Annotated in this window: 17 protein-coding genes and 1 pseudogene; 7 read left to right on the top strand and 11 right to left on the bottom strand. The window is 69.4% G+C overall.

Features of this window, described 5'->3' with window-relative positions; all coding sequences use genetic code 11:
• Window positions 1–58 precede the first annotated feature (58 nt).
• Window positions 59–901, top strand: a complete 843-nt coding sequence (locus ACGFIO_RS43760) for a helix-turn-helix transcriptional regulator (protein ID WP_392837072.1) — start codon at window positions 59–61, stop codon at window positions 899–901.
• Window positions 902–904: 3 nt separating this feature from the next.
• On the opposite strand, the gene ACGFIO_RS43755 is transcribed toward ACGFIO_RS43760, so the two are convergent.
• Window positions 905–1390: a hypothetical protein gene (locus ACGFIO_RS43755; RefSeq protein WP_392837070.1), complete on the bottom strand. Its 486-nt coding sequence runs from the start codon at window positions 1388–1390 to the stop codon at window positions 905–907.
• Between the two features lie 92 nt (window positions 1391–1482).
• Here ACGFIO_RS43755 and ACGFIO_RS43750 point away from each other — a divergent pair, with 92 nt between their 5' ends.
• A complete protein-coding gene (locus ACGFIO_RS43750; RefSeq protein WP_392837068.1) occupies window positions 1483–2100 on the top strand; it encodes a TetR/AcrR family transcriptional regulator in 618 nt (205 codons plus the stop codon).
• A 180-nt stretch (window positions 2101–2280) separates the two neighbouring features.
• Here ACGFIO_RS43750 and ACGFIO_RS43745 read toward each other — a convergent pair whose 3' ends face one another.
• From ACGFIO_RS43745 to ACGFIO_RS43725, 5 genes and pseudogenes are all read right to left on the bottom strand, one after another.
• Window positions 2281–3060 (bottom strand): AbfB domain-containing protein, encoded by a 780-nt coding sequence (locus tag ACGFIO_RS43745; RefSeq protein ID WP_392837066.1) that lies wholly within the window; start codon window positions 3058–3060, stop codon window positions 2281–2283.
• 259 nt (window positions 3061–3319) lie between these two features.
• Window positions 3320–3928: a D-Ala-D-Ala dipeptidase VanX gene (vanX, locus tag ACGFIO_RS43740; RefSeq protein ID WP_392837064.1), complete on the bottom strand. Its 609-nt coding sequence runs from the start codon at window positions 3926–3928 to the stop codon at window positions 3320–3322.
• Window positions 3918–4961, bottom strand: coding sequence for a D-alanine--(R)-lactate ligase (gene vanA / locus ACGFIO_RS43735; RefSeq protein ID WP_392837061.1), 1044 nt, complete (start codon window positions 4959–4961; stop codon window positions 3918–3920). Before vanA ends, vanX begins: the two co-directional genes overlap by 11 nt.
• Entirely contained in the window at window positions 4954–5913 is a 960-nt protein-coding gene (locus tag ACGFIO_RS43730; RefSeq protein WP_392837103.1) for a D-isomer specific 2-hydroxyacid dehydrogenase family protein, read from the bottom strand. The genes vanA and ACGFIO_RS43730 overlap by 8 nt, the downstream gene beginning before the upstream one ends.
• Before the next feature lie 114 nt (window positions 5914–6027).
• Window positions 6028–7056 (bottom strand): annotated as a pseudogene (locus tag ACGFIO_RS43725) (ATP-grasp domain-containing protein); the annotation flags it as partial.
• Between the two features lie 325 nt (window positions 7057–7381).
• On the opposite strand from ACGFIO_RS43725, the gene ACGFIO_RS43720 reads away from it, so the two are divergent.
• Both ACGFIO_RS43720 and ACGFIO_RS43715 read left to right on the top strand, forming a co-directional pair.
• On the top strand, window positions 7382–10567 hold the full coding sequence (locus ACGFIO_RS43720; protein ID WP_392837059.1) for a S8 family serine peptidase: 3186 nt from the start codon (window positions 7382–7384) through the stop codon (window positions 10565–10567).
• A 16-nt stretch (window positions 10568–10583) separates the two neighbouring features.
• Window positions 10584–11411: an oxidoreductase gene (locus tag ACGFIO_RS43715; protein ID WP_392837057.1), complete on the top strand. Its 828-nt coding sequence runs from the start codon at window positions 10584–10586 to the stop codon at window positions 11409–11411.
• Between the two features lie 20 nt (window positions 11412–11431).
• On the opposite strand, the gene ACGFIO_RS43710 is transcribed toward ACGFIO_RS43715, so the two are convergent.
• Entirely contained in the window at window positions 11432–12535 is a 1104-nt protein-coding gene (locus ACGFIO_RS43710) for a cellulose binding domain-containing protein (RefSeq protein WP_392837054.1), read from the bottom strand.
• Between the two features lie 121 nt (window positions 12536–12656).
• Between ACGFIO_RS43710 and ACGFIO_RS43705 the strand changes: the two genes are divergently transcribed.
• Entirely contained in the window at window positions 12657–13208 is a 552-nt protein-coding gene (locus ACGFIO_RS43705) for a hypothetical protein (RefSeq protein ID WP_392837051.1), read from the top strand.
• Between the two features lie 173 nt (window positions 13209–13381).
• Here ACGFIO_RS43705 and ACGFIO_RS43700 read toward each other — a convergent pair whose 3' ends face one another.
• Window positions 13382–13654: an ATP-grasp domain-containing protein gene (locus ACGFIO_RS43700; protein WP_392837101.1), complete on the bottom strand. Its 273-nt coding sequence runs from the start codon at window positions 13652–13654 to the stop codon at window positions 13382–13384.
• 500 nt (window positions 13655–14154) lie between these two features.
• Here ACGFIO_RS43700 and ACGFIO_RS43695 point away from each other — a divergent pair, with 500 nt between their 5' ends.
• A complete protein-coding gene (locus ACGFIO_RS43695; protein ID WP_392837049.1) occupies window positions 14155–14676 on the top strand; it encodes a hypothetical protein in 522 nt (173 codons plus the stop codon).
• Between the two features lie 100 nt (window positions 14677–14776).
• Complete coding sequence (locus ACGFIO_RS43690) at window positions 14777–15277, top strand: AAA family ATPase (protein WP_392837046.1); 501 nt, start codon at window positions 14777–14779, stop codon at window positions 15275–15277.
• A gap of 18 nt (window positions 15278–15295) precedes the next feature.
• On the opposite strand, the gene ACGFIO_RS43685 is transcribed toward ACGFIO_RS43690, so the two are convergent.
• The 3 genes from ACGFIO_RS43685 to ACGFIO_RS43675 form a co-directional block, all read right to left on the bottom strand.
• Window positions 15296–15439, bottom strand: a complete 144-nt coding sequence (locus tag ACGFIO_RS43685) for a hypothetical protein (protein ID WP_392837043.1) — start codon at window positions 15437–15439, stop codon at window positions 15296–15298.
• Between the two features lie 41 nt (window positions 15440–15480).
• Window positions 15481–15978, bottom strand: a complete 498-nt coding sequence (locus tag ACGFIO_RS43680; protein ID WP_392837040.1) for a GNAT family N-acetyltransferase — start codon at window positions 15976–15978, stop codon at window positions 15481–15483.
• A 347-nt stretch (window positions 15979–16325) separates the two neighbouring features.
• Entirely contained in the window at window positions 16326–17243 is a 918-nt protein-coding gene (locus tag ACGFIO_RS43675) for a threonine/serine dehydratase (protein ID WP_392837098.1), read from the bottom strand.
• Between the last annotated feature and the right edge of the window lie 197 nt (window positions 17244–17440).

Genomic DNA, 17440 nt, shown 5'->3' with positions numbered 1-17440 from the left:
TCATCGTGGGACAGCCGCTCCCTGGCTGACCGGCCCGGCTCCGGTGATGATGGTATTCATGCAGCGTGAGCAGCTCGCCGACTTCCTGCGCCGGCGCCGCGAGGCGATCCGCCCGGCCGAGGTGGGACTGGCCGGCGGCTCGCGCCGGCGCACCACCGGGCTGCGCCGGGAGGAGGTGGCGATGCTGGCCGGCATGTCGGTGGACTACGTCGTACGCCTGGAGCAGGGCCGCAGCAGCCAGCCGTCGACCCAGCTGCTCGGCGCCTTGGCCCGGGCGCTGCGCCTGTCCGACGACGAGCGCGACCACCTGTTCCACCTGGCCGGCCACCAGCCCCCGCCGGCTGAGGGCGTGGCCCGGCTGGCCCGCGCCGGGCTGGTCCGGCTGCTCGACCGGCTCGGCGACACCCCGGCCCTGGTCTTCTCCGACCTGGGCCAGGTGCTGGCCCAGAACCGGGCGTCGACGCTGCTCGGCGGCGACCTCACGTCGTTCACCGGCGATCGGCGCTATCTCACCTGGCGCTGGTTCGCCGAGCCCGGGACCCGGGCCGTCCACCCGCCTGGCGAGCACGAACGCCACGCCCGCGAGCTGGTGTCCGACCTGCGCGCGACGGCCGGTCGCCGGCCCGGCGACCCGGTCGTCACCGGCCTGATCGATCGCCTGAAGGCCGCCAGCGACGAGTTCCGCCGCCGGTGGGACGAGCACGAGGTCGGGGTGCGCCGCGCCGACCGCAAGACGCTGGTGCACCCGCGGGTCGGCCCGTTGCTGATGGACTGCGAGACGCTGATGACCCCCGACCAGGGTCAGCAGCTGCTCGTGCTGACCCCGGCCGACGCCGGGAGTCGTGAACGCCTGGCGTTGTTGCTGGTGCTGGGCACCGAGGAGTTCCCGGTCGGCACGTGAGGATCACGCCGGTACGCGCGTCGCGTCCTCGTCGTCGACAGTGATCCAGCCCTGGCCGAGGTCGGTCTCACCGATGTGGTGGTAGTGGTCGGCGCCGGTGCGGGTGAACGAGTCGCGCAGCGGCACGGTGTGCCCGCCCAACGTGATCGTGCCCTCGAAGACCAGCTTGTCGTCCTGCCAGCCGGCCGACCGCTGGGTCGCCCGGCCGCCGTTGCCGTCGAACCACTCGGCGACGAACTCGCCGGCCTGGGCGTCGAAACCCCACAGATAGCGGGCGGTCAGCGGGTCGGGGTTCTGTGCGGTGACGAGCTCCTCGGTGCGGATCACGGTCCAGAACCCGCGGTCCTCACGGCTGCCGGTGATCGTCATCTCGATCGGCTTCTCCGCGCCGAACGGCGTCTCGTGGAACCGCCCGTTGGCCCGCCACGTGCCGACGAAGTAGTCGAGCTCGGCCATCCGGGGGTGGGGCTGGGGCCCGTTGTCTGCCATGGTTCTCTCCTCGAAGCTATTCGGAAGGGGTCTTCCAGATCCGTACGCTAGCATAACCGGAAGATGGCTTCCAAATTCGAGGGAGGGTGTACGTGCGAGCCGACGCCGAACGCAACCGGGCCCGGATCATCGAGGCCGCCGCGCGGGTCTTCGCCGAGTCCGGCGTCGACGTGCCGATGAGCGAGGTGGCCCGGGCGGCGCAGGTCGGCATCGCCACCCTCATGCGCAACTTCCCGGCCCGCGAGGAACTGATCGAGGCGACGTTCCTGGACGCGATGCGCGACTACGCCGACGCCGCCGCGGCCTCCGCCCGGCACGACGACCCGTGGCAGGGCTTCGGCGACTTCATCGAGTACGTCTGCCGGGTCCAGCTCGAGAACCGCGGCTTCAACCAGGTGCTGACCACGATGTTCCCCAAGGCGGAGCAGCTGGAGGCGCAGCGGCAACAGGCGTTTCGCGATTTCGTACGCCTGATCGGCCGGGCCAAGGCCGCCGGCCGGCTGCGACCCGACTTCTCGCCCCACGACCTGCCGCTGATGCTGCTGGCCATCTCCGGCGTGGCCGGCCCGGGCACCGAGGCGCTCGCCGCCGCCGGCCGCCGGCTGGTCGCCTACCTGCTGCAGGCGTGCGAGGCCACCAACACCGGCCCGCTCCCGCCGCCCCCCGAGCCGCGCGAGCTCTACCGCGCCCTCGAAAAGGCCCACCGCTGACAGCGGCCGCTCGAGTGGTAGCCCCGCGCGGCATTCCCGCCCCGGCCTACCACAGCCCCAATCGAGTGGTAGCCCCGCGCGGCATCCGCGGCCGCGACCGCACCCGGGGCTACCACTGACTGGTCGAGTGGCAGAGGCCGTACTGAACGAAACTGTTTCGTTTCGCGGAGGGCCGGGGGCCTACGGGGGCGGGCGGAGGCGGACGTGCATGGCCTGGGCGGCTGACACCGGTGACAAGGCGACGCGATTCCACTGCAGGGCCAGGCGGTGGCCGGGGTAGTTGACCGCCCGCAGGGTCAGGCTGCCACCGGACGCCGGCTCGGGGCAGAACGTCGCGTCCGACCGGAACAGCGAGGTACCGTCGTTCCGGGTCAGCTGCAGCACGAAGTTCTTGTGCCGCAGGTAGAAGCCCTTGAAGTTGGACGCCTCGAAGGACAGGCAGCCCTTGTTGGCCAGGCCGGGACGCAAGACGAAGGTGGCGTCGGCCCGGTCCAGAGCCCGGCTGGCCGAGCCGACCGGAGACACCTGGGCGACGAAGTTCTGGTGCCGCAGCAGCATGCCGGCCTGTCCGCCGACCTCCAGCGCGACCGGCTGGTTGAGCGAGGCCGACCAGATCGGAGCGGCCGGTTTGCGGGCGGCCGGCTTCGACGGCGTACGGGTCGGGTCCGGTCGCGGCGGCGCCGTGGTCGTCGGCCGGGGCGCGGCCACGAGGTCGGCGGGCGCCACCGACGTGGACGGGTCCAACGGCGAGGGCGGCGGCAGTTCCAGCGGTTCCATGCTGATCGGCGGGGACGGCAGCGGGGCGAGCGGCGGCATCGAGCCGAAATCGAACGGGCTGGCACGTGCCTCGAGCGGTTCACCGGCATCCCGGCGCGGGGTCAAGGTCAGCGTGACCAGCACGACCAACGCGATGACGGCGGCGCCGAGAAGCACCCAGAAGGCGAGCGAGTCGCGATCCACCCGGAACAATGCACGATGCGACGTCAACGTATTCCTCGGGGGCAGAAGGAACTGGACGAACGACCACGAAATGTGAGCAGAGCCATGTTCTTGTATCGACGCCGCGCACGCAAGCCTTGACCCTCTGTTTTGGAGGATGAATTACGCGGAGCTACGAATCACCAGTCGAGGTGCAAAAACTTACTCTCGGTCATCGACCAGGGGTTACCACCGGAGGAACCCGCGGCGGCCGGGCGTGGCCCGGCCGCCGGGCGGTCAGCTATTCGATCGGGAAATCGAAGTAGGTGTCCGGGTACGGTTCGTTCTTCAGCGTGTAGTGCCACCACTCGTACTGGTACGCCGTGAACCCGGCCTCCTCCATGATCGAGCGGAGGTGCCGGCGGTTCTCGGCCTCGGCCGGGCCGACCCGGTCGGAGTCGTGATGGGAGATCTCGTCCATCACGTCGTGGTCGCCGCCCATCGGCACGAGCTCGCCGGTGGCCAGGTCGAAGATCGTCAGGTCGACGGTGCTGCCGCGGCTGTGACCGGACTTGGTGGCCACGTACCCCTGATCGAACATCGCGGCGCGGTCGATGTTGGGGTAGTGGCGTTCCTTCTTACGGCCGTCCTCGGGCAACTCGGCCCAGCGCATGAAGGCGTCCACCGCCCGCTGCGGGCGGTAAGCGTCCCACAGCAACAGGGCGAAGCCGAGCGACTCGGCCTTCTTCTGCGCGATCTTCAGGGCGTCGCAGAACGCGCGCGAGGCGACGACCCGGTTGACCAGGTAGCCGTCGACCGGCTTGCCGGTGAAGTTGTCCCAGGTCGCGTACTTGGCGTCCCAGCGGATGCCGGGCACCACCTCGTCGACGTAGGCGAAATCATCCCTCAACGGTCTTGCCCGTCAGCGCCAGGGAGACCAGCCGGTCGATCAGCTCGGTCAGCGTCAAGCCGGCCGCGGCCATCATGCGCGGGTAGCGGCTGTAGGAGGTCAGGCCGGGCAGGGTGTTGACCTCGTTGAGGACGATGCTGCCGTCCTCCTTGAGGAACATGTCGACGCGGGCCAGGCCGACGCAGCCGAGGGCGCGGTAGATGACCTTGGCGGTCTCCTGAGCCATCTTGCGCGACTCGTCGGGGATGTCGGCCGGCACCATGAACGTCGCGTTCTCGGACTTGACCTCGGGCTGCTCCTCCTGGTGGATCCGGAAGAAGCCGTGGGTCAGCGCGACGCGGTCGACCTCACCGGTGAACAGGTCCGCGCCGTTGCCGAGGACCGAGCAGCCGACCTCGCTGGCGGTGACGCCCTCCTCGATCAGCACCTTCTCGTCGTACTGCCGGGCGGTCTCGATCGCCGCGGGCAGCTCTTCCTTGCTGGTGACCTTGCTGACGCCGAACGACGAGCCGGAGCGGGTCGGCTTGACGAAGACCGGGTACGGGAGCTGGTCGGCATCGACGGTCTCGTTGCCGGTGATGGTCCAGAAGTTGGGCGTGGGGATGCCGGCCGCCCGGACCACCGTGTACGCCAGGGACTTGTCCATACACAGCACCGAGCTCTGCACGTCGCAGCCGACGTACGGGACGCCGGAGAGCTCCATCAGGCCCTGCAGAACGCCATCCTCACCCTGCTTGCCGTGCAGCACGGGCATGATCACGTCGAGCTTGATGGTCTCGTACGTGCCCTCGTTGAGCACGAGCAGCCCGTGGGTGTTCACGTCGGGCGAGAGGACGGCCAGCTTGGCGCCTTCCTCCCAGTTCGTGTCGGGACCGTCGCAGAGCTTCCACGAACCGTCCAGCGTGATCCCGATGTAGTACGGCTCGTACTTCTCGGTATCGAGGGCGTTGGCCACCTCACGCGCGGACTTGATCGAGATGGGGTGCTCTTCCGACCGACCGCCGAAGATGATGCCGATTTTCAACTTAGCCACGCTGATTCCCGCTTTCGAACTTCAGGCAATTGAGGATCGAGTTTTCAACAGTGTCGCTCAAGGCATGGTCTGTGAAGTACGCCGAGTGCGGGCTGATCACCACGTTCGGCATCTCCTGCAGACGCAGCAGAGATTTGTTCTCGATGGGCTTGTTCCTGCGATCGGCGTAGAAGATTCCTTCCTCTCCTTCGAGGACATCCAGGGCCGCGCCACCCAGGCCACCGTTCTCCAACGCCGAGATCAGCGCCTCGGTGTCGATGAGCGGGCCTCGGCCGGTGTTGACGACGATCGCGCCGCGTTTCATCTGCTCGATCCGCCGGCGGTTGAGCAGGTGGTGCGTGTCCGGGGTGAGCGGCACGTGCAGCGAGACGATGTCGCTGCGCTGCACCAGTTCGTCCAGGTGCACGTGTACGTCGGACTCCTCCGGCTTGGTGTCGAAGGTCAGCACCTGGCAGCCGAAGCCCTTGAGCCGGTCGAGCACCGCGCGGCCGATGCGCCCGGTGCCGACCACCCCGACGGTCATGTCCCGCAGCTCGCGGCCGCGGGTCTCGTGCAGGCGGTAGTCGTGCACGTCCGAGCGGCGGATGACCGCCTTCATGTTGCGGATGCACATCAGCATCAGCATCAGCGTGTAGTCGGCCACGCTGTCGGCGGAGTAGCTGATGTTGTCGACCGTGATGCCGACGCTGGCCGCGTACTTCACGTCGATGTGGTTGAAGCCGATGCTCCGGGTGACGATGTATTCCACGCCGGCGTGGCTGAGGGCGAGGAGCGTGGAGTTGGTGATCCGCGTCTTGTGGCTGACGCTGATGTGCCGGTTGCCCAGCGCCAGCTCGACGTTGGCCTCGGTCACCGGCTCCTCGATGATCGTCGGGATCACGTCGAGGCCGGGCGCCATGTCGCCGAACAGCACGGCCTCGTCGGGCTGGCAGCCGTAGATCGTGATGCCCATCTTGGGGGCCGGCGGGTTCGGCGACGGGGTCAGCGACCGCAGGCGCACCGGCGACTGGTGCGGGGTCGCGCCGCTGCGTCCGCACCGGGCCAGACCGGTGTCGACCAGCACGTCGAGCAGCCCGGTGTAGGTCAGGCCGGTCTCGTTCCAGGCCGGCAGGTACGGAGAGCCCGACGTCAGCCCGGGCAGCGTGTTGACCTCGTTCAGGGTGATCGACGCCGGTTCGCCGTCGGTGGCCACGAAGAAGTCGACGCCGACCAGCCCGGTGCAGCCCAGGGTCCGGAAGGCCCGGATCGCCATGTCGGTCAGCGCGGCGCCGAGCTCGGGGCCGGCCGGGACGGGTTCCTCGCGGGCGGCCAGTGCCACCGGCGGCGAGGCGACGACCTGGCCGTCCGGGTACTCCAGCACCGAGATGCCGTACCGCCGGCCGGGCAGCGCCTGCTCGACCAGGACCTTGGCCTCGTTCCGGAACGCCTGGGCCACGGCCGCGTCGAAGTCGGCATCGTCGGTGACCAGGGTGACCCCGGCGCTGGACACGCCTGAGTTGGGCTTGACCAGGACCGGCAGCCCGAGGCGCTTGCGGTCGACGTCGGAGACGGTCTCGGCCGGGCCGCGCAGCACCAGCGCCTCGGCCACCCGGACCCCGGCGGCGCGCAGGACCGCGTTGCTGAACTCCTTGTCCAGGCCGACCACGCCGGCCGAGGTGCAACAGCCCACGCAGGGTACGCCGAGCAGGTCGAGCAGCCCCTGCACGCGCCCGTCCTCGACCAGCAGGCCACGGATCACCGGCAGGACGACGTCGACCGACTCGAGCACCGAAATCGCCGAGGCCAGCGTGTCCGCGCGGCTGCCGGTGCCACTGGTCAGCGCCTTCAGCTCGGACGCGGTCAGCTCGGCCGGGATCTCGCCGTGCGGGGCGACCCGCCAGGTGCCGTCCTCGGCGATGCGCACCGGCACCGGATCGAACCGCCGCCGGTTGAGGTGGGTCAGCACGACGGCGGCGGAGTCACAGGAAATGTCGTGTTCCGCGTTCTGGCCTCCGAAGAGCACGCCTACCCGCAGCCTCGTCACTCGCCGTTCCTTTCCGTGCCGGCGGGGCGCGGAACCGCGCCGTCCACCGCCTGCTGTTCGGTCGGACAACATACCGTTGTCCGCGGCCGCGACGTCGACTCGCCTGGGCGGCACCTCGTGAGCACCATCGGCCGTGCGCCACAGGAACACCGACATAGTGGTACCAAGGACTCCGCAGAGTAGCATCACCGGGCAACAGAGCGGTCTATGCAACTTACGACATGACCGTGAACAGGCCATTTCCGCGAAGCCTCCGGACCCTTCCTCACGCACAGTAATTTGATCAGCGCGAGGCGTCTGACCACATGAGGCCATGGGTCAAGTGCGACAGCACCCGGCATTGACACTCTTGATCATCCTGACCAACGCTTCCGGCACCGCTCGAAACGGAGGCTCAGTGAGATCAGCAGGGATGTTTCTGGCCGCCACGGTCATCGCGAGCGTCGCCCTGGTCGGCAGCCCGGCCACCGCGGCCGGCGGAAAGCCTTCCACCGTCACGCTGCTGACCGGGGACTCGGTCACCGTGGCCCAGGGTGGACAGCTGACGATCGCCCGGGGCCGGGGCCGGACGTCGGCGCGCTTCCTGGTCGAGACCCGCCGCGGGCACACCTACGTACTCCCCGACGACGCCCAGCCGCTGGTCGCCTCGGGCCGGCTCGACGAGCGCCTCTTCGACGTCACCGGGCTGGTCGCCATGGGTTACGACGACGCCCACCGGGCCACGTTGCCGCTGATCGTCACCGGGAACGTGCCGACCGGCGGTCTGGTCGCCGGGCGCGGCCTGCCCGCCGTGGACGGCCGGGCGGTGACCGCACGGCGGGACGGCAGCGCGTGGGCCGCGCTGACGGCCGGCAACGCCTCGTCCCGGCGTACCCCGGGAAAGGTCTGGCTCGACGGCCTGCGCAAGCCCTCCCTGGATCGCAGCACCGCGCAGATCGGCGCGCCCGCGGCCTGGCAGGCCGGCCTCACCGGCGCCGGCGTGACCGTCGCCGTGCTCGACACCGGCGTCGACGCCGGCCACCCGGACCTGGCCGGCAAGGTCGCCACCGCCGTCTCCTTCACCGACAACCCGGCGACCACCGACGAGTACGGGCACGGCACCCACGTCGCGTCGATCATCGCCGGCACCGGCGCCGCCTCCGGTGGCCGGTACAAGGGCGTCGCGCCGGACGCCGTGATCGCCTCCGGCAAGGTATGCGAGCCGCAGGGCTGCACCGAGTCGGCGATCCTGGCCGGCATGCGCTGGGCCGCCGCCGACCTGCGCGCGCCAATCGTCAACATGAGCCTGGGCGGCCCCGACAGCCCCGGCGTGGACCCTCTGGAAGCGGCCGTCGACACGCTGACCGCCGAGTACGGCACCCTGTTCGTGATCGCCGCCGGCAACGACGGCAACGACGCCCCGGTCGCCTCCCCCGCCAGCGCCGACGCCGCGCTCGCGGTCGGCGCGATCGACCGGGACGGCGCGCTGGCCGGCTTCTCGCAGACCGGGCCGCGGCTCGGCGACCACGCGCTCAAGCCCGACGTGACCGCACCCGGCGTCGACATCGTCGCCGCCCGGGCCGCCGGGACCGAACTGGGCGAGCCGGTCGGGGACGCCTACATCACGCTCTCCGGCACCTCGATGGCCACCCCGCACGTGGCCGGTGCGGCCGCCCTGCTGCGCCAGCAACATCCGGGCTGGGGCGCCGGGTTTCTCAAACCGACCCTGATGGGTACGGCGCGACGCAACGCCGCCCTGACCACGTTTGAGCAGGGTGCGGGCCTGATCGACGTGGCCGCCGCGATCATCCAGCCGGTGTCGGCCGACCCGCCCGGCCTGTCCTTCGGCGAGCAGCGGTGGCCGCACGGTGACGACCCGGTGCTCACCCGCACTGTCACCTACCGCAACTCCGGTGCCACGGCGGTGACGCTGCCCGTGTCGATCGCCGGCGATGCCTCCGTCTTCCGGGCCGGCACGACGTCGCTGACAGTTCCCGCCTCCGGCACCGCGAGCGTGACCGTGACGGTGGACACCCGCACCGCCGGCCGGGACGGCACGCTGGAGGCACGGCTGGTCGCGGGCACGGTCAGCACACCGATGGTGGTGCGCAAGGAGGTGGAGAGCTACGACCTCACGCTCCGGCACGTGGACCGGAACGGGTCGGCCGCGTCGCTGTACGAGACCGCGGTGGTGGGCGCGCAGAGCGACTACTACGCCCGGGCGTACGACGAGAGCGGCACCGTGACGCTGCGCGTACCCAAGGGCCGTTACCTCATGTACTCGGTGGTCGGCACGCCCTACGGCGAGGAGTTCCAGCGGCACACCGCGATGTTCACGCAGCCGCGGCTCGACCTGACCCGCGACACCACCATCACCCTCGACGCCCGCACCGCCGGGAAGTTCGCGCTGAACATCCCCGAGCGCGACGCCGAGCTGATCCAGATCGACGTCAGCGCCTACCAGGACACCGACGCCGGGCCGGTCCGGCTGTCGCTCTACGGATACGCCGCCCCGGACGTCGCCACCCGGCACCTGGGCGCGACCGACTCCCGCTTCCTGGCCACGGTCACCCACATCTGGGCGAAACCGGACGGTCAGGGCTGGTACAACAACAGCCCCTACCTCTACACGCTGGCCGAGTCGCGGGCCGGCCGGATGTTCGACGGCTTCACCCGTACCTATCGGAAGAAGGACCTGGCGACGGTGCGCAACGACCTGCGGGCCGAACCCTCCGGGCTGGCCACCGACCGCTGGATCGCGCCGATCTTCGGCGCCAACGACCAGTCGCTGCAGTTCATCATGCCGGTGGCGGCGCCCGCCGTGCGGACCGACTACGTCAACAACGGTCCCGGCCTGCGCTGGCACAGCGGCGTGACCTATCAGACCGGCGCCTGGGACACCGCCCACGAGTACCGCGACGGGCCGCACACCTGGCGGGCCGGCCGCACGTACACCGACGTCTGGAACGCCGGGCCGATCGGTCCCGCCTTCCCTCCGCGCACCTCGGGCCAGCCGTGGGTCCGGCGCACCGGCCACCGCATGGTGGCGGAACTGCCGCTGTTCAGCGACCGGGCCGGGCACGCCGGGCAGACGTCGATCTTCGACACCACCCGGACCGCGCTCTACCGCGACGGCACGCTGGTCGACACCTGGGCCGGCCCGTCGGCCGGGTTCGACCTGGCCGACCGGCCGGCCCGCTATCGTCTGGAGACCCGCGCCACCCGGGCCACGGCCGAGCTCAGCACCGAGATCAGCGCCGCGTGGACGTTCCGCTCGGCGCCCGGGCCGGGCACGGTCGCGCTGCCGGTCACGGCCGTCCGGTACGCGCCTGCGCTGGACGCCGCCGACGCGGCCCCGGGCGGCCCGGCCGTCGTGCCGGTCACCCTGGACCGGGCCGGGCGGTCGCCCCGCCTCGGCGTCGACGTCTCGTACGACGACGGCCGGACCTGGCGGGCCGCCCCCACGATCGGGGCCGGCGACCACTGGCTGGTCACGTTGCGCCAGCCCGGCCACGGCTACGTGTCGCTACGGGCCCGCGTCACGGATCGCGACGACAACACGACGACCCAGACGATCATCCGGGCGTACAAACTGAAGCCGTAAGGGGTTGAATAGCGGCATGACTACCTGGCTGATCACGGGATGTTCGACCGGGCTGGGGCGGTCGCTCGCCTCCGCCGTCCTCGCTCGCGGCGACAACGCCGTCGTCACGGCTCGTGACGCCGGCTCGGTGCGCGAGCTGGCCGACGCTTACCCGGACACCGCCCTGGCCGTCGCGCTCGACGTCACCGACCCCGCGCAGGTCGCGGCGGCCGCGGCCGCCGCGACATCCACCTTCGGCGGCGTGGACGTGCTGGTCAACAACGCCGGGTACGGCTATCGCGCCGCCGTCGAGGAGGGCGACGACGAGGACGTGCGGCGCCTGTTCGCGACGAACCTGTTCGGAGCCGTGGCCATGATCAAGGCGGTGCTGCCCGGGATGCGGGCCCGGCGCAGCGGGACGATCGTCAACATCTCGTCGATCGGGGCCCGGGTCTGCCCGCCCGGATCCGGGTACTACGCCGCGGTCAAGGCGGCGCTCGAAGGGCTGACCGGGTCGCTGCGGGCCGAGGTCGAGCCGCTCGGGATCCGGGCCATGGCCGTCGAGCCCGGGCTGTTCCGCACCGACTTCGCCGGGCGGTCGCTGACCCAGTCGGCCGAGGCGATCGCCGACTACGCGGACACGGCCGGACCACGGCGCAAGGAGAACGACAAGGTTCACGGCACCCAGCCCGGCGACCCCGACAAGGCGGCCCGGGCCATGATCGCGGCGGCGACGTCGGACTCACCGCCGGCCCTGCTCGTCCTCGGCGCGGACGCGGTGCAGGCGTACGCGTCGGTCCTCGACCGGCAGCGGGCCGAGCTCGACCAATGGCGCGAGCTCAGCACGTCCACCGACTTCGACTGACTGTCCCGCGGCCTTCCCGTTCAGCCGTTAGTGCAGGTGGCGCCGTTCAGGGTGAAGGCCGACGGCGTGGTGAACGAGCCGCCGTGGGTGCCCTGGAAGCCGAACGACGCGCTGCCGCCGGCCGGGATCGCGCCGTTGTAGGTGACGTTGCGCGCGGTGAGGGCGCCGCCCGTACCGGAGAGTGTGGTGTTCCAAGTGTTGGTCACGGCCTGTCCGGCGGGCAGCGTGAAGCCGAGACTCCAGCCGTTGACCGGGACGCTCGCGGTGTTGGCGACGGTGACGTCGGCGGTGAACCCGTTGTTCCACGAGTCGGTGGCGTAGGTGACCCGGCACGACCCGGTCGGCGCGGGGTCCGGTGGCGGCGTGCCACCGTCCGCGTTCAGCGTGGTGGCGAACGACTCGACCGCCAGCCCCGCGCCACCGATCCACGGCTCGAACCCGGCCTGCAGACTGGTCAGATACCACGAACTGGTGATCGCGCCACGGTTGCGCACGTCGCTGATGAAGTCCAGCACGCTGAAGTTCCAGCCGGTGATCGGCGACGGCGCCACGTACGAGATGACGTTGTTCGAGCCGTTGCTGCCCTGCCACACCTGCCACGAGCGCCCGCCGATCGTGGTGGTTCCGACCGGTGAGCCGATCGGCTGGATGCCGCCCTGCCGGTTGAACCAGATCATGATCTCCATGGCGTTGTTGCCGTCGATGCGCGGCGTGGGGTCGAGCCAGATGTCGTACGCGGCGTCGTAGGTCGCCCCGCTCACGTAGCGATAGGTGATGCTGCTGGTCAGGCCGCTGATCTCACTGACCCGCTTCGGCAGCTCGGTGCCCGGCGAGCAGTTGGTGTAGTGACATCCGTAGTAGACGGCCGGGTACGACACCGGCGCGCCACTGGTGTTACCGGTACCCTGCTGGCTGGCGATCGTGAATCCGGTGCTGGTGACATCGATGCACTGCTCGGCGCTGGTGCCCCAGCGGTTGTTCATGACCACGTAGCGGTTCTGGATCGTGGTGCTGCCGTACTGCTCGCAGATCCGGGTGTCGGCCTGCGCCGGCGTGATCGCGACAGCCAGCGCGGCGGCGGCGCCGGCGACGAGGACGATCGCCGCGCCAAGGAGACGTTTCATCGATACTCCTCACGGGAACGGGGACGCTGCGCGGTGGGAGCGCTCCCATTGACCGTACGCTATATCGATGAACTCGTCACGCCGCCCGGCGGGTTCACAAGAGCGGCATTACTCTGCGCGAGTGACGTTGCCTGTGAGTGAACGCGAGCATCTGCTCGCATTGTATCGAGCTCGCGTCGAAGCATACGCCGACGTCGACGGGGATTACGGACAGCGTTGGCGCGAGTGGTGCCGGATTCTGTTGACGCATGGAGGTTCCCTGGTCGTTCCACCACGAGACCCCGAGGCTGATCTCGAAGCTCTGATCGCCGGCCAATCCCGATCGGACTCGCCGGTCCGTCCCGCACCCGGCGACATCGGCGAATGTCACCACAACGTCGCAGTTCTGTGGATCGACGGAGCGATCGACTCGATCGGCACCGGTTACGCCCTGTCGGACGACGGTCTCTGGCGACAGCACTCCTGGGGCCTGGCTTCCGACGGCGTGCTCATCGAGACCACCGACGAACGGCGAGCCTATGTGGGTATCGTGCTGCGCCCGAGGGCGCCCAGCGTCCAGTTCGCCGGCAGCAACGCCCCCGAGCATCTCAAGGCGGTGTTGACCCAACGCGGCCCTCGCGCACCCGAGCTGATCGCGATGATCCGCGAACTGGCGAACAGCGGCACCAGCTGACGGTGCCCGCCCGGCGCGGGGTTGAGCGTCGCCCTTTGCGCGGCCCGATCGCCGTCCTGCCCGCTGCGATGACCGTGCCCCGGACGCGGCGACGTCGAGCGGACCGACTCACCGGCCGGATTGAGTTGCTGGTTGAGCGCTTCGTGTAGTCATCACGATTGATGTCGGTGGGATCAGGTTCGGGGCAGGAGCGTGATCAGGTCTTCCGGAGCAACGCCGGCCGGTCGGTCGGAGACCTGGCCGTCGCCGAGCCCGACAACGCGCCACACCCCGTCGGCGCGGCGGGCGAGGTCGACAGTGACGAACGGCAGGTCCAAGCCGGCGATGGCCGGGTGGAGTGCGGTCAGGTCGAGGTCATCCGGCGGCGGGTCGTTCGGCGGGTCCGGGTGGGCGGTGACCAGGCGGCAACTGCCTTCGACCCACCAGGTGCGGACCTCGGCGCCGATGAACGACTATCTTGAGGCTTACCGTGGCAGAGAAATGGAGCTTGGTGAACGACATGGAAAGGGCCTTCCAGTCGATTCTGACGCTGATTCGCCCGCCTCTTCTCCAGATTCCGATAGCGTGCCAGCAGTGAATCACACAATCGAATCCGCTGAAGGCTTTGACGGCTGGGACGGCGAACGACGGGAGACTCCTCATACATGGATGGCGTCAGTCTCGCCGAAGGACCCCGTACGGCCCGAACAGGAGGCCCCCCAACCGCACAACCTCGACCCCCAAGATCCGCCGAAGCAACAGCCGAGTCCTCCTAGGGCGTAAATTTTGCCTGGATAGATATTGTGACGAGCCAGCAGCGGTCTTCGACGTCCGTCATCCGGCGTGCACGCCTCGCGCCCGACGTCAGTGCCGTTGTCGAGCGACACTACTATCCGATTGAGCAGTGACCATTTGATCTTCAGTACGTAGGCCGCGAGCCGAGACGTTGGAAGGAAGTCCGCGACACATGAAGCGCTGGGTGTTGAGGAATCCTGTTTGGTCCAGCGTGGTCATCGGCATCGTTGCCGTGCTGCTGGGGGCACTTGCGCTGGTGCGGGACGTCTTCGATATCACCCTCGGGTCATCCAACCCCGACGTTGTAGCCGAAACTCCTTCAGTTTCTCCGTCGGTATCGAATTCGCAGACAGCACCGACGACGGGTGTGGTCATGCCGCCGGACACCTCCGTCTGCGCTCTTGGCCGGCCGACCGACCCGGGCGCACCTGCGATGCCGCAAGGAGTGCGCCTCGACTCGGACTCGGATCGGGCATTCGCGCTGGTCTGGACCAGAAGTGCAGGGGCGACCAAGTATCGCGTCTGTTTCGCCGGTCCACGCGCCGCGGGAACGAACACCCTGGACTCTCTGTCAACGTCGTACCGGAAAGACAAGCCCGACCTTGCCCCCGGCGCCTATCTGTACTGGGTGAAGGCGCAGCACGGCGAGAAGGTCTCGGCGTCAAGCGCACAGATCACTGTCGTCATCAAGTGAGGTCCGCTCTCGACGCGGCAAACTCGGATGCCGGGCCGGAGGCTGTCGGGCACGATCGCCGGCGGAGCGACGCAGCGCGCGCCACGGCAGAAGGGTCGGCATGAAGCGAATCATCATCGTGGGCGGAACTATGGGAGTGGGTAAAACCGCCACCGGCCGCGAGCTACAGAAAATAATTCCACGGAACGTGTTTCTTGACGGCGACTGGTGCTGGGACATGCGTCCGTTTGTGGTCACGGACGAAACCATACGCATGGTAGAAGACAATATTGCTCATCTGATCAACAATTTTCTCGCTTGCGCGGAGTTTGAGAACGTCATCTTCTGCTGGGTGCTTCACGAGCAGAAGATATTGGACAATCTCATCGCCCGCCTGAACCATGACGGCTGGGCCATTCATTGTTTCTCACTGATCAGCGACGCACGTGCTCTGGCGGAAAGACTGAGGCACGACATAGCCACGGGAAAGCGGGAACCGGACATCATCGATCGCAGCGTGGCGCGGCTACCGCTGTACGGGGCGCTCGACACGGCAAAGATCGATGTGAGTGCGATATCGCCGATCGATGCGGCCCAGCGGATCAAAGAACACCTGGCCTGAGACAGAGCCAGGCCCCGGTCAGTGTTCCGGGATGCCGCCGCGCCAGCCCCACACGGCCAGGTTGATGCTGTAGCCGAGCAGGATCGCGTACGGCATGACGAGCAGCGCCTCCGGTGCGCGGAACGCGGCCGGCGCGAAGCACAGCCCGAATGATGGCGCCACCAGGTAGGCCTTGCTCCGGCCAGAACAGAGCCGCGCACCCTTCATTCTGAAGGAGTGGGGAAAAGCTCCAGCTCGAGCTCGTGGCGGATCGGAATGCCGTCGTTCTCCAGCGGGATCGAGGGCTTGACGATACGCGATCGGTCGACCGCCCCGTGATCGATCCGGACGAGATCGAATCCGCGCCGCTGATAGAACCGCAGCGCGTGCGTATTGTCGTTCGTGGTGATCAGCCAGACCCGCCGGACACCGTGCTCGCTTGCTTTCCCGATCACCCAGTCGATGAGCGCTCCCCCGGCCCCCACCCCCGGCCTGGTGGCGACCAGCGTGACAATCTCCCACCCGCCGTCACCGTCGGCCCAGTAGCTCAGCACCCCGGCCCGCACCCCGTCGAGCCAGGCCACCACCACGTCGGTGTCAGTCAGCCGAATCAGCTCCCCGTGCGCCACGACATCCGTAGCCCCCATGACCCCGCCGAGCGCCTCCTCGACGAACGCCATGTCCTCCGCAGCCGCCGCCCGCACCACCACCCCGCCGCCCATGCCACCACCCTCCCCATCGGACCACCGCAGGTCCACCCGATTCCCACGCCCCGCCGCCGCCCAGCCACGCCAGGCCCCGCCCCGCCGCGCCCCCGCCGCGCCCCGCCGCGCCCCGCCGCGCCGCCGAGATTCCCCGCCGCTGCCGCACGCCGCCGAGACAGCCGTCCGAGCCGCCGACGTCAGAGGCCGAGAGGTCCGCTGACCTGCAGGCGCCGATCCACGGCAGCGGGTCAGCGGCACCGCCGGATCAGCCCGGACATCCCGCGCCCACGGATGCGGGGCGGCCCGAACGGGCAGCCGGCGGCCCACCGCTCCAGCGTCGGCGTGAGCGTGACCAGTGCCCGAGGCTAGCGAGCCAGACCCGCCACCCGTGACCACCGATCGTAGGCGTCCAGGTCGACATTGCTGCCACAGATGATCGTGACGACGTGGCGGCCGGCGAAGCGGACCGGATCCTCCAGCACGGCGGCCACGCCCAGGGCGGCCGAGGGCTCCACGAGGAGGCCGGCGTGTTCGCGGAGCATGCGGACACCGGTGATGATCGACTTCTCGTCGACCAGGACCGCGTCGTCGGCGGTCTGCAGCAGGTCGTGCAGGACCTCGGGGATGGGGTGGCGCCCGGCTACGCCGTCGGCGATCGTGTCGACGGTGTCGGTGGTGACGACGCGCCGCTCGTGCCAGGAACGGGTCATCGCGGGGGCGCCACGCGGCTGCACACAGATGATCTCGACGTCCGGTTTCAGGGTCTTGAAAACGTATCCGACACCGGTAGCCAGCGCGCCGCCACCCAGGGCGATCAGGACGACGTCAGCCGAAGTCGCGTGATCGAGGAGTTCCAGGCCGATGGTGGCCGCACCCTCGCACGTCTCGATGTCCAGGCTGTCCTCGACCAGTCGGATGCCACGCTGCCGTGCGACGGCCGCGGCTCGTTCCCGGGCCGCCTCGTGGTCGCCGTCGACCAGTTCGAGCGCCGTGCCGAGGGCGCGTATCTGGTCCAGTTTGGCCGCGGATGCCGTCCGCGCCGCCACCACCGTGACGTCGAGGCCGTGACGCCGACCCGACCAGCCGAGCGCCCAGCCGAGGTTTCCCGCGCTGGCGCACACCGTGGCGTCCTCGCCCCGGGCGCGAAGCAGGCCGGCGACGACCTCGGTGCCCCGGCCCTTGAAGCTCCGGACCGGGTTGGCCGTCTCCAGCTTGATACTCACCGCGCAACCGAGGGCGCGGCCCAGGGCATCGCATCGGTACAGCGGGGTATCCAGGAACACCGGATCGATCACGCGTCGAGCCGCACGGACCCGATCGAGATCCAGGCGGGTTCCGCGCACGACATCAACGCCTTTCCGGTTTGAGCGCAACCACGCACGCACGTGGAGCGGAGCGACCTCGGCGGGAGTGCCCTGTGTCAACCGGTTGGTGGGGTTGGGTTGAGCAGGGTTTGCAGGGCGCGGTGTTCGGCTGGGTT

Origin of the sequence: Actinoplanes sp. NPDC049265, assembly GCF_043197135.1 — a bacterium.
GTDB lineage: Bacteria > Actinomycetota > Actinomycetes > Mycobacteriales > Micromonosporaceae > Actinoplanes.
Note: the sequence above shows the minus strand (reverse complement) of the source record. Positions and strands in the feature narration are given on the sequence as shown.

What these genes read in the sequence shown, in the direction of transcription:
- ACGFIO_RS43730 (WP_392837103.1), bottom strand. Translation starts at nt 5,913, where the DNA reads ATGGGCATCACGATCTACGGCTGCCAGCCCGACGAGGCCGTGCTGTTC.
- ACGFIO_RS43695 (WP_392837049.1), top strand. Translation starts at nt 14,155, where the DNA reads ATGAAGCGCTGGGTGTTGAGGAATCCTGTTTGGTCCAGCGTGGTCATC.
- ACGFIO_RS43715 (WP_392837057.1), top strand. Translation starts at nt 10,584, where the DNA reads ATGACTACCTGGCTGATCACGGGATGTTCGACCGGGCTGGGGCGGTCG.
- ACGFIO_RS43680 (WP_392837040.1), bottom strand. Translation starts at nt 15,978, where the DNA reads ATGGGCGGCGGGGTGGTGGTGCGGGCGGCGGCTGCGGAGGACATGGCG.
- ACGFIO_RS43760 (WP_392837072.1), top strand. Translation starts at nt 59, where the DNA reads ATGCAGCGTGAGCAGCTCGCCGACTTCCTGCGCCGGCGCCGCGAGGCG.
- ACGFIO_RS43710 (WP_392837054.1), bottom strand. Translation starts at nt 12,535, where the DNA reads ATGAAACGTCTCCTTGGCGCGGCGATCGTCCTCGTCGCCGGCGCCGCC.
- ACGFIO_RS43755 (WP_392837070.1), bottom strand. Translation starts at nt 1,390, where the DNA reads ATGGCAGACAACGGGCCCCAGCCCCACCCCCGGATGGCCGAGCTCGAC.
- ACGFIO_RS43690 (WP_392837046.1), top strand. Translation starts at nt 14,777, where the DNA reads ATGAAGCGAATCATCATCGTGGGCGGAACTATGGGAGTGGGTAAAACC.